This window comes from Bacillus aquiflavi (genome assembly GCF_019915265.1).
Taxonomy (GTDB): domain Bacteria; phylum Bacillota; class Bacilli; order Bacillales; family Cytobacillaceae; genus Bacillus_BT; species Bacillus_BT aquiflavi.
Genome location: NZ_CP082780.1, coordinates 717,710 through 731,926, shown reverse-complemented (window position 1 = coordinate 731,926; position 14,217 = coordinate 717,710). Strand labels below are relative to the sequence as shown.

At 36.2% G+C, this 14,217-nt stretch carries 14 protein-coding genes and 1 pseudogene; 1 reads left to right on the top strand and 14 read right to left on the bottom strand.

Annotated features, from left to right (window positions below; genetic code table 11):
* Nucleotides 1–9 precede the first annotated feature (9 nt).
* The 4 genes from nadD to K6959_RS03715 are packed head-to-tail and all read right to left on the bottom strand — an operon-like array spanning nucleotide 10 to nucleotide 3,482.
* Nucleotides 10–615, bottom strand: coding sequence for a nicotinate (nicotinamide) nucleotide adenylyltransferase (gene nadD / locus K6959_RS03730; protein WP_163243538.1), 606 nt, complete (start codon nucleotides 613–615; stop codon nucleotides 10–12).
* A 24-nt stretch (nucleotides 616–639) separates the two neighbouring features.
* Nucleotides 640–2,121: a nicotinate phosphoribosyltransferase gene (locus K6959_RS03725; protein ID WP_163243537.1), complete on the bottom strand. Its 1,482-nt coding sequence runs from the start codon at nucleotides 2,119–2,121 to the stop codon at nucleotides 640–642.
* 16 nt (nucleotides 2,122–2,137) lie between these two features.
* Complete coding sequence (locus K6959_RS03720; protein WP_163243536.1) at nucleotides 2,138–2,686, bottom strand: cysteine hydrolase family protein; 549 nt, start codon at nucleotides 2,684–2,686, stop codon at nucleotides 2,138–2,140.
* Between the two features lie 13 nt (nucleotides 2,687–2,699).
* Nucleotides 2,700–3,482 carry an NUDIX hydrolase gene (locus tag K6959_RS03715; RefSeq protein WP_394373032.1) on the bottom strand — a complete coding sequence of 261 codons (783 nt, stop codon included), beginning with the start codon at nucleotides 3,480–3,482 and terminating at the stop codon, nucleotides 2,700–2,702.
* A gap of 452 nt (nucleotides 3,483–3,934) precedes the next feature.
* Here K6959_RS03715 and K6959_RS03710 point away from each other — a divergent pair.
* Nucleotides 3,935–4,365 (top strand): annotated as a pseudogene (locus K6959_RS03710) (transposase); the annotation flags it as partial.
* Nucleotides 4,366–4,746: 381 nt separating this feature from the next.
* On the opposite strand, the gene K6959_RS03705 reads toward K6959_RS03710, so the two are convergent.
* From K6959_RS03705 to K6959_RS03660, 10 genes are all read right to left on the bottom strand, one after another.
* Nucleotides 4,747–5,922: a thiolase family protein gene (locus K6959_RS03705; RefSeq protein ID WP_163239086.1), complete on the bottom strand. Its 1,176-nt coding sequence runs from the start codon at nucleotides 5,920–5,922 to the stop codon at nucleotides 4,747–4,749.
* Nucleotides 5,923–6,154: 232 nt separating this feature from the next.
* The gene (gene fabG, locus K6959_RS03700) at nucleotides 6,155–6,895 is read right to left on the bottom strand and encodes a 3-oxoacyl-ACP reductase FabG (protein ID WP_223087667.1); all 741 of its coding nucleotides are present in this window, start codon (nucleotides 6,893–6,895) and stop codon (nucleotides 6,155–6,157) included.
* Between the two features lies 1 nt (nucleotide 6,896).
* Entirely contained in the window at nucleotides 6,897–7,805 is a 909-nt protein-coding gene (gene phaZ / locus K6959_RS03695) for an intracellular short-chain-length polyhydroxyalkanoate depolymerase (protein WP_179958993.1), read from the bottom strand.
* 2 nt (nucleotides 7,806–7,807) lie between these two features.
* Nucleotides 7,808–8,821 carry a 3-oxoacyl-ACP synthase gene (locus tag K6959_RS03690; RefSeq protein ID WP_163239082.1) on the bottom strand — a complete coding sequence of 338 codons (1,014 nt, stop codon included), beginning with the start codon at nucleotides 8,819–8,821 and terminating at the stop codon, nucleotides 7,808–7,810.
* A gap of 14 nt (nucleotides 8,822–8,835) precedes the next feature.
* The gene (locus tag K6959_RS03685; protein WP_163239080.1) at nucleotides 8,836–9,015 is read right to left on the bottom strand and encodes a hypothetical protein; all 180 of its coding nucleotides are present in this window, start codon (nucleotides 9,013–9,015) and stop codon (nucleotides 8,836–8,838) included.
* On the bottom strand, nucleotides 9,002–10,012 hold the full coding sequence (locus K6959_RS03680; protein ID WP_223088299.1) for a branched-chain amino acid ABC transporter permease: 1,011 nt from the start codon (nucleotides 10,010–10,012) through the stop codon (nucleotides 9,002–9,004). Before K6959_RS03680 ends, K6959_RS03685 begins: the two co-directional genes overlap by 14 nt.
* 11 nt (nucleotides 10,013–10,023) lie before the next feature.
* The gene (locus tag K6959_RS03675) at nucleotides 10,024–10,884 is read right to left on the bottom strand and encodes a branched-chain amino acid ABC transporter permease (RefSeq protein WP_163239078.1); all 861 of its coding nucleotides are present in this window, start codon (nucleotides 10,882–10,884) and stop codon (nucleotides 10,024–10,026) included.
* 16 nt (nucleotides 10,885–10,900) lie between these two features.
* Nucleotides 10,901–11,608, bottom strand: a complete 708-nt coding sequence (locus K6959_RS03670) for an ABC transporter ATP-binding protein (protein WP_163239076.1) — start codon at nucleotides 11,606–11,608, stop codon at nucleotides 10,901–10,903.
* Nucleotides 11,586–12,359 (bottom strand): ABC transporter ATP-binding protein, encoded by a 774-nt coding sequence (locus K6959_RS03665; protein ID WP_163239074.1) that lies wholly within the window; start codon nucleotides 12,357–12,359, stop codon nucleotides 11,586–11,588. Before K6959_RS03665 ends, K6959_RS03670 begins: the two co-directional genes overlap by 23 nt.
* A 118-nt stretch (nucleotides 12,360–12,477) precedes the next feature.
* Nucleotides 12,478–13,653, bottom strand: a complete 1,176-nt coding sequence (locus tag K6959_RS03660; RefSeq protein ID WP_223088297.1) for a substrate-binding domain-containing protein — start codon at nucleotides 13,651–13,653, stop codon at nucleotides 12,478–12,480.
* Nucleotides 13,654–14,217 lie beyond the last annotated feature (564 nt).

Sequence of the window (14,217 nt, the reverse complement as noted above, 5' to 3'; positions counted from 1 at the left end):
TTATCCTCCTCATTCCTTATACAAGCCGTGTGCAAGTGCATACTGTAATGCTTTTTCCGGAACAAGGTACTTTACGCTTAAACCATCTTTAAGACGAGAACGAATAAAACTTGAACTTGTTTCAACTTTAACTCCTTTACTTAAACAATCAAAATGGTGTTCATATTTTGTTAAAAGGGAATCTTGAGCAATCATTTCAGCCATATCATAACCTTCTCGCCCCATCACGACAAAGCGATTAGACTCGATTAGTTCTTTTCCATATTTCCATGAAGAAATATTAGCTAAGTTATCAGCACCCATTAAAAAATACAATTCATCATTTGGATACTTCTTTGCTAATTTTTTCATCGTATAATACGTATACGTTTCCCATCCTGCTGCATTCATTTCAACTGTCTCTATTTTAAATTTTCGTTGGCCGTCAATTGCTAATTTCACCATGTTAAGCCTATGAAAATTTGCGGTTAGCTGCCTGCTTTTATCTATTCTTTTATCTGATGACAACAGTAATAAAATGAAATCGAACCCGCGTCTGTCACTGATCATTTCCATCGTTACCATATGCCCTAAAGTAATAGGATCAAAAGCCGAGCCAAAGACGCCTATTTTCATTGTTTTCCCCCCTTTACTCTCCTATCATTTACTACCCACTCTGTTTACCTTCTCTTGGACCTCTTTTATTTTATTCATTTTGTTCTCCCAACATTTTTGACTTAAATCTACGTGATACACTTCAGGGTTCATCGTCCTTTTATATTCATCCCATAAGTATGTTAAGCTTTCAGCGGTATACTTTTGAATTTGTTTTAAAATTGGTAATTGATAAACGAGCTTTCCTTTTTTAAATATATCTACATGAAGATCTCTCGCTTCAAAATTCGTTATAAATTTACTAATAAACGTGTGTACTGGATGAAACATTTTAAGTTTCTTGTCTTTTTGGGGTGTCTCCTCTTCTAAAGCAATGTAATCACCTTCGGACTTATTGTTAACTTTTTGAATAATACGATAAACTCTCTTTTTTCCAGGTGTTGTTAATTTTTCAAGATTGCCTCCCATCTTTGCCCCTACTTTTATTGTATCAACCATTTCATCGCTTTCATTATTTTTTTGAATCGATACCAACTTATACACAGCACCAAGTGCTGGTTGGTCAAAAGCGGTTATAAGCTTTGTTCCGATCCCCCATACATCAATTTGTGCTCCTTGAGCTTTTAAATTTAAAATTGTATACTCATCTAAATCATTTGAAGCATAAATCTTCGCATTTTTAAAACCTGCTGCATCTAACATTTTTCTCGTTTCTTTAGATAAGTAAGCTAAGTCTCCACTATCTAATCGAACACCGAGGAAGTTAATTTTATTTCCTAATTCCTTTGCAACTTTAATTGCGTTAGGTACACCAGACTTTAGCGTGTCATACGTATCTACTAAAAAGACACAATCCTTATGTCTTTCAGCGTATTTTTTAAAAGCAACATATTCATCTTGATATGCCTGTACTAAAGCATGGGCATGTGTACCAGCCACTGGAATATCAAACAATTTACCAGCGCGAACATTGCTTGTAGCATCAAAGCCGCCTATATAAGCAGCTCTCGTTCCCCAAAGGGCTGCGTCCATCTCTTGGGCACGACGAGTACCGAATTCCATTGCACTTTGGTTACCAATCACTTGCTTAATTCTAGATGCTTTAGTTGCGACTAAAGTTTGATAGTTTACGATGTTTAAAAGCGGTGTCTCAATTAATTGAGCCTCTGCTAAAGGTGCTTCAATTCGGAGAATCGGTTCATTTTCAAATACCACTTCCCCTTCACGCATACTGCGCAAATTACCAGTAAATCTTATTGTTTTCAAATAAGCAATAAAATCATCTTTATAGCCTAATTCTTTTAAGTAAGCTAAATCAGAGTTAGAAAATGCAAAATTATTCAAGTAGTTGACCACTTTTTCTAAACCGGCAAATACTGCATAGCCATTACCAAATGGTAGCTTTCTAAAATAAACATCAAATACTGCTTTTCGATTATGAATCCCATCGTTCCAATAAGTTTCCGCCATGTTAATTTGATATAAATCTGTATGGAGTGCTAAGCTATCATCTAACTGCATTTTCATTTATGTATTTTCCCCCTTAAATAATCGTTGCATTTAATGACTTTTCGAAGTGCTGCAATGCCCACTCATGGCCAACTGGATTAAAGCTTGCGACGGCTTTTTTATGGATAACAATTTTGAATCCTAAATTATAAGCATCTATTGCGGTATGTAAACAGCAAATATCTGTTGCACAACCTACAATGTGAACTTCATCGATTCCGCGTTCTCTTAATTTAATAAACAAATCTGTACCTGCAAATGCACTGTAACGCGTTTTATTTATATATAAAACATGATCTAAATGCTTTGCATTTTGATATACATTTTCCAACTCTCCAAATAATTTTCGTCCTTCTGTCCCTTCAATATTATGGGGAGGATACAATTTAGTTTCAGGATGAAATTGATCTCCTTTTTTATGTAAATCAATCGCAAACACTACTAATTGTTGCTGCTCGATAAACTGTTTTGTCAAGGAAACAATCTCTTTTTCGATTTCTTGTCCAGGATTACCACAAGTTAAAGCTCCATTGTCAGCAATAAAATCATTCGTGTAATCAACATTAATTAATACTTTTTCCATTTTCCTCTCTCCTTTATAAATAAATTGATACAAATCTTTCTTTATCTACAAATCGATACATTTTAGCTGGGCGTTTTGAATTTCTCCTCGTTTCTTTTACTTCATTGTTTTCTCCTTTAACTTCTTCAATAAAGTCAAATTTATGTAACTTTTTATAAAAGTTATTTGACTCAATTTGTTTATGATAAAAAACAGCTAAAATGACTTTTTGCAATTCGGGAATTGTAAATTCCCTTGGTAAAAACGTTCGTGCCAATGTTGTTTCAGCCATGTCCTTTTTTATCCATTTTATTGAATCTTCAATAATCTTTCGGTGGTCAAAGGCTAAATCTAGGTTAAACACTTCATCAAGTGTAAATAATTGAACATCGTCTGCATCATCTGCTGCTTGACGATGTTCTAAATAATACTCATTTACAATTGCATAATGTGCGTTGGCAATAATCCAACCTCTTGGGTCTCTTCCAGGTTTATCATATACCCCAAAATGTTTCAGATGTATGTGATCAACACCTGTTTCCTCTGCTAATTCTCTTTTTGCGGCTTCAAAAGCAGTCTCGTCATTACGAACAAAACCGCCCGGCAGCGCCCATTTCCCACCTTCGATATTTGGATTGCCTTCCGCATCAATTTCTGACCTTTTAATTAACATTAACTTTAAAACTTTTTTATTTTGATCCTCTTCATCGTCAACAATCGTAAATACAGCGATATCACTTGTATATCCGTCAGGAGTCCGATATTTATTTAGATCGTAATATTTCAGCGCCTCTTCATTTTTTTTTATTGCCTTCACCCTCGTATAGTAGTAGTAAGAGCTCTTTCTAGAAGAATTCCCAGTTGATCCGGATCCTCTACAATTCACTCTAGATTCCTATAGGTTTTTTTAAAGGTTAGCCTCTCGGCTTTCCCATCAATAAATGTTTTTGTTTTACCCTTGTTTCACCCCTTTGGTGGGGAAGCCGAGGTAAAATCAAACTATCAATAATAGATTTACGTATTGTTGTTATTTCGCAGGGGGGATAGTTCCCTACTGCTTCTTTGAAATACCTTTTAACTGAATATCGTGAAATGGCGGAGAATGGAGGATGCTCCAGCGTTTTACTCCGTCATTTTTTTTATAGCGTTTTAGACCTGCTCATGGGGCAATGGAACCCGACAGGATCGTATCAGGATATTGCTTTTCCCCCTTGCGGACATCTCGCGATGTACTGCTTAATAAGCCTGCTACCCATGGTTCATTATTAAAATAAAGAAATTGCCAAGTTAATGAAAGGCATACCGCAAACTCTAACGTCTGTAAAAGGAATTGGAGACGTTTATGCGGCAGGGCTGATAGCCGAAATAGGCGATATAAAGCGATTTAAAGATCATCATGCCTTAGCGAAATATGCTGGTTTGGTATGGAACCAAAACCAATCGGGCGAATTCGAATCCCAAGAAACGGCAAGAATGAGGACAGGCAATAAATATTTGCGATACTACCTTATTCAAGCTGCCGATAAGATCCGAAAGTATGACTCTGAATATAAAGCTTTTTACACAAAAAAGTACGATGAAGTTCCAAAACATAAACACAAACGCGCTCTCGTCTTAACTGCAAGAAAACTGGTACGATTGGTGTTTTCGCTACTACGCGCACCAATCAGTTGTACACACAACCTGAAAGGAGAGATTAAAACTTCTCATTCAGACCCTTTCAAACACCCAGCTTCACACTAATAGTGATTGGTAAAAAACTGAAAATAGTGTGAGGTTTATTTGTTATACTCTTTTTAAGCACTTTTCAATGAAATCCAATATTAATTTCCAATCCACCGAATTTTAGTGCTTGACATATTACCACTGGGCTTAGTTAAATTTTTTTAATTGTTAATTGTATAATTTATAATTAATATATATAATAAAAATTTAAAAATCAAGCTTTAATTACGTAATTATTTATTTTTCTTTTACCATTACTGCCGTTGTCTCTTTTATTAAAAAAGTTTGTTTTATGGAAAAAATAACACAAATATAATTAAAAAAACGCCAAATGGCGCTTTTAATATTTTTTATCATTAAAATATTTCTAAAAAGACGGTTGCCCCCATTCCACCTCCCACACATAATGATGCAACTCCTTTTTCTAGTTCTCTACGCTTTAATTCGTGAATAAGACTAACGATAAGACGTGCCCCAGTACAGCCAATTGGATGTCCAAGACTAATTCCACTACCATTTACATTTACAATCTCTCTATTTAAGCCTAATTCTTTTTCAACAGCCAAATATTGCGCTGCAAACGCTTCGTTCACTTCAATTAAATCCGCATCTTCCAATGACCACTTCACTTTTTCCAATCCATTTTTTATACTTGGAACTGGACCTCTACCCATCACTTTTGGATCGACTCCCGCAAGCGAAAAGCCAGTAATTTTTGCTAAAGGCGTTAAACCTTTGTTAAGTGCAGCTTCCTCTGACATGAGAATAAGTGCAACTCCACCATCATTTAAGCTTGAAGCATTCCCAGCGGTTACTGTGCCATTTTTACGAAAAATCGGCTTAAGCTCTGTAAGCTTTTCAATCGTTAAATTTGGACGGGGACCTTCATCTTTTGAAATCATCCGATCTCCCGTTCTCGTTCTTACTGTGATTGGAACAATTTGTGATTCAAAATAGCCATTTTCAATCGCTGTTATTGCCCGCTGATGGCTTAATAATGCTACTTCATCCTGCTCTTTTCTTGAAATATGATGAGTATCTACTAGATTTTCCGCTGTTTCTCCCATCATAATATGATGAATTGGGTCCTCTAATACTTCCCAAACAGAATCAGTTATTTGTCCATGCTGCATTCGTGCTCCCCAACGATGCTGTTTTAATAAATAAGGACTTGAACTCATGGCTTCTACCCCACCCGCGAGCACAATGTCTGACATTCCGGTTTGGATTTGCATGGCACCTGAAATAACCGCTTGCATCCCAGAGGCGCATTGCCGTTGAACAGTATAACCTGTTGTTTGCTCTGAAAGTCCCGCCAATAAAGCTGCCGTCCTTGCAGTGTTTGGCTGATCAGTCCTCTGAATACAATGCCCTAAAATGACCTCGTCAACTTCATCATGTTCTAATTTACTACGAATAACAGCCTCATTCATAACTGGAACAATTAAATCCGTTGGTAATAATTGCTTAAAGGCACCTCCAAATGTTCCGATCGGTGATCTAACTGCAGAAGTAATCACAACATTTCTCATTTTTTAAATTCTTCCTCTCTAAAGATCATTAGTATCAGCTATCACTCTAATCTATACCTTTATAAATCATAAGCTACGTTAAAGGCTCATTTGTGCGAGACTAGTCTCATCCACCCTCGAACCATGATCATATAAATAGAGAAAGCAAGCATACTTTTTCTTCGATTCATATTGCAGAAGGGAAATGAGCCGATAAATCAACAAAGTTATAAACATAGCTAAATAATAAAAATCACATAATAATGCCACCATCAACATGAAGTACAATTCCATTTACATAAACTGATTCATCCGATGCTAAAAATAGATATGCATTTGCAATATCTTCTGGCTTGCCAAGACGGCCAACTGGAATCATCGTCTTTAATTGTTCTATCACTTTCTCTGGCACGGTTGCAACCATGCTCGTTTCTACAAATCCAGGTGCAACAGCATTCACATTAATTCCTTTTCTCCCTAGCTCCTTTGCCCACGTTTTCGTCATCCCGACGACACCTGCTTTCGTGGCTGCATAGTTTGTTTGTCCAATATTACCGTATACACCTGAAACAGATGAAGTGCTAATGACTTTTCCTTTTCCTAGTTCAAGCATCGCGGGTAAAACGGCTTGTGTACAATTGAATACACCTGTTAAATTTACATCGAGAACTGCCTGAAAATCTTCAGCTTTCATATTTTTAAGCATCGCATCCTTCGTAATTCCTGCATTATTAATTAAAATATCAATTTTCTTAAATTCTTTTATCACTTCAGCAACGAGAGAAGCAACACTGTTACGATCAGCGACATTTACTTGAATAAACTTTACTTTATACCCTTTTTCTCTAAGTTCCTTTTCTCTTTCTAAGCCAGCTTCACGATTATAATCTGCAAGCACGACTGACGCTCCTTCAGAAGCAAATCGTTCCGCAGCAGCAAATCCAATCCCATTTGCTCCGCCAGTAATAATTGCTACTTTATCTTTTAATCTCATTTTAATGTCCTCCATTATTTTCTAAAAATTCGTAAATAACTGATAATGTTTGCTCTATGTCATCGACTAAAGGCGAGTGTCCACAGCCTTTTAGCTCAACGTAACGTGCAATTGCTCCTAAATCTGCAACAATTTCCTCGGTCATTTGTGCAGTAACAACTAAATCTTGCTCTCCGCGTAACACTAGCACAGGAATATTAATGTTTTTAACTTTATTCGTACCCGCACATACTTCATTTGAATGATGACTAATATTAAACGTATTTAATGCATAATAGACTTCAGCTAAATTTCGCTGTGTCATCATATCGTCAATATATTGTTCATACCTTTGCTCATCTGGCTGATTATGAGTATAAATAAGCATATTCCATAATGTTTTTAAAAATTCGCGATTTTTCATATCATAAGCCGCCTGGACTTGTACTGTTTTTCCTTGATCGTTTTTAATCTCCTCATATGTTTTTAATCGATTTTGAACATCAGGTAAACCTTCCTTTGTCGTTCCATAGAATGGATAACCCCTCGTAGAAGCAGAAGCTAACAAAACAAGTTTTTTACAATCATTTGGATATGAGGCAACATACTCCATTCCTACAGCTCCGCCCGTTGACCAACCAACCATGATAAAATCTTGCAATTTGAGTTCATTAACAAACAATTCTACATCTTCTGCAAACTCATTAATTGAATAAATACGATTGTAATATGAGGAACGTCCAAAACCGCGCAAATCAATGGCATAAACTTTATATTTTGGATCAAGCTTCTCTAAAAATAAATCCCAATGCTTAGAAGAGGTCATATTTCCATGAATTAAGAGAATTATTTCTTCCCCGCCACTCCGTTCTCGATAAGCAATTGTCTCCCCATTTGGTAAATCAACCGCTTTCAGTAAGATGTTCGTCATGTTTATGCTCCTTCCCCCCAGCGGATTGTTGTTGCTCCCCATGCATAACCAATCCCAGCACTAACAAGGACAACGATATCACCTGATTTTATCTTTCCAGCCTGTTCAGCTAATTGTAATGATAAAATTTGATCAATCTGACCAATATGTCCGTAGTTTTCTAAATAAATTGACTGATCACTAGACAAACCTAGTTGTTTTAACACATAATCATGTGCAGATTTCTTCATATGCAACATTCCAACATAACCAATGTCCTTTTTCGAGAAATCGCTTTTTTCTAATGAAGTATTAATGACTTTCAAGAAGTTTTCCATTGATTTTTTTTCTAGGCGTTGCTTCATTCCCTCGGGGTCTAACACATCAAGCTTATTTAATCCTTTAGCAAGCATTTCTTTTGTAAGCGGATTTTTCGTTCCTCCGGCTACCACAACAACATCTTCAGAAAATGAGCCATCTGTCATTAATTCTGTTTCTAACAATAAATTACGAGACTCGCCTTTTCTTAAAATCATTGCTCCTCCGCCTGCACCGAGATTAAACATAAACCTTGTTCTCTTATTCTCGTAATTAATAAAATCAACATTACGATAGCCGCCTGCAAGAAGAACTGTTTTGATTGAAGAATCAGTAAGCATTAAGCTTTTTGCCACCTTTAATGCCATAACAGTTGTACTGCATCTTAACGCAACATCAAACGCCCAAGCATTGACTGCACCAATTTCTTCTTGTAGCTTAATTGCTGCTGTCCAAAGCGGATATTCTTTATGCTCTTCACCAATATAAATCACAACATCTATTTCTTTTGGATTTATGCCTCCTTCTTCTATTGCTGACTTTGCTGCTCGTATCCCCATTTCGCACGTATGATCATCTTTTCCTGGGATAGGCTTTTGCTTTATTCCCATCTTCTTTTCCACAACTTCAACGGGTATTCCTGCCTTTTCAGCAATTTCTTTCCCGGTTATAAACGTATCTGGCAAGTAAATACCTGTACTAACTATTCCGATATTCATCCCATTCTTCCCTTCTATAAATCTTCCACTGTTTTTTTCATCATCGACATCACATCTTCGAACGTTTCATAGATTGTTTCAACATCTTCCTGAACATGAGTAACCTTAATACGCCACCGTTTTATTATTTCATTTTTCTCCGTTTCGGTTAGCTGAACACGAACAACAAATGAGGCCACTTTACTTTGCTCCATCAACATCCTCCAAACTCGCCAAGCTTTTTTCTATTTTATTTTGTTTTTTCAAACGGAATCTTAATGTTTTTAATGTTCCGACAATACCAAATGGGAAAAACATGACAGCTAAAATGTAAATGATTCCAAAGAAGATCACCCATCGTTCAAAAATCCAATGTATCTTCGCTAACTCTGTCAGCCAATGATGGGCAAATTCAATTAATCCTGCTCCAACAATTGCCCCTACTAGCGTTCCTACTCCACCGATAATGGTCATTAATAAAGCATCGAGAGTAATATCCATTGCAAACACACTCGTATTTACAAACCTTAATGACAAAGCATATAAACTACCTGCAATTCCTGCCATTATTCCGGACATGACACTGGCAATGATTTTATAATGTAACACATTATAACCTAATGATTCGGTACGTTGTTCATTTTCTCGAATTGCTTGTAAGACCCTTCCGACAGGTGAATTTGTAAATCTTTTTAAAAACATAAATACGAAAATCATTATCAATAAACAAATAAGATAAAAATCAGTTCGATCTTTAAATAATTCAGGAACTCGAAATGTAAACCCATCATTACCAAATGTAACCGAACGCCATTTTTCAGCTAATACTAAAAATAAACCTGATAAAGCTAACGTTAACATAGCATAAAAATGACTTTTTAAACGCAACGTTAACAAACCTACTAAATAACTAATTAATCCAGTTAATATGATGGTTAACAATACAGCAAAAAGCAAAGTAGTAATCGTTGGTTCAAACTGCTTCAATAATATGCCGGTCACATATGCTCCCATCCCAAAAAACATTGCATGACCGAACGAGACAATCCCTGTATATCCAAGCAATAAATCATAACTCATTGCAAAAATAGCAAAAATAAACACTTGGGTAAGTAAGATTAACATACTACGGGAGTCATTCACGAACGGTAAAAACAATAAAAAAAAAACTACCGAAATATAAACAATATTCATTTTATTCTCTTTTAACATGACCATCCTGATCACTCCTTCATCCCAAACAGTCCTTGTGGTCTAAAAATAAGGACAACAGCCATTAATAACATATTTACAGCTAACGCTAAATCGGGAACGAAATATGCCATAAATGAACCAGATAATCCTACTAAAATTGCCGCCAAAATTGAACCCGAAAAGCTTCCCATTCCTCCGATAACAACAACGATAAAAGCTAAGATCGCAAATTCCATGCCCATTTCAGCATAAATGACCCCAGAAAAAGGAGCAAAAAGAACTCCACTAAGAGAAGCCATTCCCGCACCAACCATAAAAACAAACATAAATACTCGATTAATATTTATTCCAAGAGCCTGCACCATTTCTTTGTCCATCACACCAGCTCTCACAACTAATCCGATCTTCGTCTTCTTTAATAAATATTGAATAAGGGAGAAAATTAATAATCCGACTGCAATAATAAAAATTCGATATTTAATAACTACAATCCCGCCAAATTCCCAGCTTCCCTTTAAAACGTCAGGTGAAGCGGCTGCAATTTGGTTGGGCCCCCAAATAACTTTTAACATTTCTGACAGCACAAGCATCAGGCCAAGTGTCACTAAAATTTGCTGAACATGATTTCCATATACAGGCTTTATAATCCATTTTTCTGTTATAAAACCTAATAACAGCCCAGTTACGATTGCTCCTCCTATTCCAATCAAAAAGTTCCCAGTCATCATATAGATCCATGTACCGCTATATGCCCCCCAGGCAAATAATCCGCCATGAGCAAAGTTCAACACGTCCATCAAACCGAAAATCAACGTTAAACCAGCTGCAAGAAGAAAAATTAACATTCCCGTTGCTAGTCCATTTAACATTAAATTAATAAAAACCTCCAAAGGAACTCCTCCTTTCTTATGCAATACCTAAATATTTTTGACGAAGCGACTCATCTTCTTTTAAAATCTTCATTGCTCCATTCTTTACTGTCTTTCCATCATCAATAATATAAAATTCATCGCCAATCGTACTGGCCATATAAAAATTTTGTTCAACAAGGACAATTGTCGTCTTTTCTTTCATCTGCATGATTGATTCCATCACCTTATCCACCACGATCGGTGCTAAACCTTTACTTGGCTCATCTATAAGCAGTAAATCGTTATCATTTACATAGGCTCTTGCGATCGAAAGCATTTGTTTCTGTCCTCCACTCAGTAATCCACCATGTTTCTTCCAAAACTTTTTTAAGTCAGGAAACAGTTTTAATATCCATTCCAGCCTTTCATTAGTCTCGTCTGCTTCATCTTTCATTGCCACTTTCATGTTTTCTTCAACGGTTAATTGTGCAAAAATCCCTTGATCTTCTGGAACGTAACCAATCCCTCTTTTCGCAATTGAAAAGGTTGGTACTTTCTTAATATTTTCGCCTTTGTAAATGACATCTCCCTTTGCGGGAGGATGAAGCCCCATAATGGTTCTCAAGGTTGTCGTCTTACCCGCTCCGTTTCTTCCAAGTAACACTGTGACGCTTCCTTGTTTTACTTCGAAGGAAACTCCTTGCAAAATATGAAATTGTCCGATATACGTTTCAACTTCATTAAGCTTTAGCAGCACGCTCATCGTAAAAACCTCCTAAATATGCCGACTGCACAGTCTCATTTCCCATAATTTCCTCTGGTGTTCCATCTGCTAACAGTCTGCCATTAAATAGCACCATCACTGAGTCTGAAAGATCGATAATCATATCCATTTTGTGCTCAATTAAAATAATTGTACGATTACCTTGTTCTTTTATTTTTTGAATGACTTCAAGTATTGTTGGCACTTCTTCAAGAGACATTCCAGCAGTAGGTTCATCAAGAAGCAGTACTTCGGTATTAAGTGCTAACAACATTGCAATTTCAAGCTTCCGTTTTTCTCCATGTGCTAAATTTCTAACAATTGCATGTTCCTTTCCTTCAAGTAAGACAAGCTCAAGCCATTCACGAGCTTTTTCCTCAAAGTGTTTATACTTTTTAAAATGAGATAGCATTTTGTATCGTACTCCTGCTTGAGACTGTACTGCTAGACGAACATTTTCAAGTACTGTTAAATTAGGGAAGACATTTGTAATTTGAAAAGACCTGCCAATCCCTTTTCTTGTTCTTAACATTGGAGATAATTTTGTCATCTCTTGTCCTCGATAAAATATTTGCCCACTAGAAGGAGTGAGCTGACCGCTCAATAAGTTGAAAAACGTTGTCTTCCCTGCTCCATTCGGTCCGATTATTGATTTAAAATGATTTTCTTGGACCTTTATACTTACAGAATCTACAGCCGTATGACCTCCAAATTTAACTGTTAAATCTTTCGTTTCAATAAGTGCAGTCATCTGATTCCACCACCTATACATTTTTCCTATATTTTCGTTAATCGAACATTAGACTCTTTTCAAAATTGGGGAGAAACAATGAACTTCGGTATTGATCAATACCGAAGTTCATCTAAAATTAGTTTTGGACTGGCGGCGCCGTCTCTTCTGGTGCTAATTCTCGAATAAGCACTGGTACAGGGTATGGAATTCCATCCTGTTTTTCCAATTTTATCGCATACAATGTTTGTAATGCTTGATGATCTTCTGGTCTAAATGTCATCGTTCCTTTTGGTGTCTCAAAACTCATACCTTCCATCGTTTCAATCAATTTTTCAGCATCAGTATCTCCTTCTGTTTTCTTCACTGCCTCTACAATCGCTATCGCGGCGCTCATCCCACCAGGTGTAAACAAGTCAGGGAGCTCGTTGTTAAACCGTTTTTTATGCTCTTCAACTAGCCAATCATTAATCTTATTATTCGGAAGGTCATGATAATAAACGCTGAAGCCTTCCATGCCCACCAAAGGTTCCATAATTGATAATGCAGCAATATCGGGAGCGCCGGTAGAAATTTTAATCCCTTTTTCTTGTAATTTCATATCAGCAATTTGATTCCACGGTGAGTTTGCACCTGACCAAATAACAAACAAATAGTCCGGCTTTGCATCAATAACTTTTTGAATATTAGATGTATAATCAGTTGCAGCAGGATCAGCAAATTCTTCATGAACAATTTCTGCACCAAGCTTTATAGCAGCTTCTTTAAATGCCTCAACACCATCCCAACCGAAAGAATAATCAGGTGCAAATGTAGCAATTTTCACACCTTTGTCCGCAATTGCTACTGCGCCTGCTACTGCGTCCTGCGATGAATTTCTAGCCGTCCGGAAAATAAACTTATTAAATTCAGAACCAGTTATACTATCTGCGACAGCTGGTTCAACAATCATAATTTTTTCATATTCCTCTGCAAGCGGCAAAACAGCTAATGTGTCACCAGAGCTAGAGGAGCCAATTAAAAAGTCAACTTCGTCTTCTTCAAGTAATTTTGTTGCCTTTTGAACCGCTACTTCAGGCTTTGTTTCTGTATCTTCAATGATATACTCAATTTTACGGCCAGCTACTTCCTTTTTTCCGTCTGTTGCATAATCTAGACCTAACTCAAAGCCATGAACTGTTTGCTTTCCGTATGACTCTAAACCACCTGTTAAAGAAGCTAACACTCCTATTTTTATCGGCTCATTATTCTCTCCTTTACTTTTTTCAACTTTCCCAGTCTTATTTGAGTTACATGCAGTTGAAAAAAACACCATAAAAATGAATAGACATAATAATGCAGTATTTCTTATTAACGCTTTCACACGCTTTCCCCCTTAAAATCTCTTAAATAAGCCCATTTGCTTTGAATTATCATAATAAATAGTGGTTACAAATCAGTTACAATACACATCGGTCCTACTTGAACTCCAAGGTTACTAAAAGAACTTATGATGATTCCATTTAAATCATGATAGAATATGTCAAAAGTAGGGAATAAAAATAGAACAGTTAGTTGAAACAAATTAATTCGTAATTTCACAAGTTAAATAAAAGATTTTATCATGTAGAAACAGGGAAAAAACAAATGAGAATAAATCGATAGGTAATTGGAACAAGTTGATGAGAGGTTTGTACAAATTGAAGAAAACTCGAAAATGATCAATCAGAAAATCGAAGCTATTTTAAAAGCATTAATTTATATTGACATAAAAACATATGTAAGCTTATGACTCGAACACAAAATCATTTGAGACATATATCAACTATTTAAGTGAAAACACTGATCAGGATCATCTGGAGATTGCTGAACTGAAAAGGCGATTTATTTTAGTTCCTTA

What these genes read in the sequence shown, in the direction of transcription:
- nadD (WP_163243538.1), bottom strand. Translation starts at nt 615, where the DNA reads ATGAAAATAGGCGTCTTTGGCTCGGCTTTTGATCCTATTACTTTAGGG.
- K6959_RS03725 (WP_163243537.1), bottom strand. Translation starts at nt 2,121, where the DNA reads ATGAAAATGCAGTTAGATGATAGCTTAGCACTCCATACAGATTTATAT.
- K6959_RS03720 (WP_163243536.1), bottom strand. Translation starts at nt 2,686, where the DNA reads ATGGAAAAAGTATTAATTAATGTTGATTACACGAATGATTTTATTGCT.
- K6959_RS03705 (WP_163239086.1), bottom strand. Translation starts at nt 5,922, where the DNA reads ATGAGAAATGTTGTGATTACTTCTGCAGTTAGATCACCGATCGGAACA.
- fabG (WP_223087667.1), bottom strand. Translation starts at nt 6,895, where the DNA reads ATGAGATTAAAAGATAAAGTAGCAATTATTACTGGCGGAGCAAATGGG.
- phaZ (WP_179958993.1), bottom strand. Translation starts at nt 7,805, where the DNA reads ATGACGAACATCTTACTGAAAGCGGTTGATTTACCAAATGGGGAGACA.
- K6959_RS03690 (WP_163239082.1), bottom strand. Translation starts at nt 8,821, where the DNA reads ATGAATATCGGAATAGTTAGTACAGGTATTTACTTGCCAGATACGTTT.
- K6959_RS03685 (WP_163239080.1), bottom strand. Translation starts at nt 9,015, where the DNA reads ATGGAGCAAAGTAAAGTGGCCTCATTTGTTGTTCGTGTTCAGCTAACC.
- K6959_RS03680 (WP_223088299.1), bottom strand. Translation starts at nt 10,012, where the DNA reads ATGTTAAAAGAGAATAAAATGAATATTGTTTATATTTCGGTAGTTTTT.
- K6959_RS03670 (WP_163239076.1), bottom strand. Translation starts at nt 11,608, where the DNA reads ATGAGCGTGCTGCTAAAGCTTAATGAAGTTGAAACGTATATCGGACAA.
- K6959_RS03665 (WP_163239074.1), bottom strand. Translation starts at nt 12,359, where the DNA reads ATGACTGCACTTATTGAAACGAAAGATTTAACAGTTAAATTTGGAGGT.
- K6959_RS03660 (WP_223088297.1), bottom strand. Translation starts at nt 13,653, where the DNA reads ATGGTGTTTTTTTCAACTGCATGTAACTCAAATAAGACTGGGAAAGTT.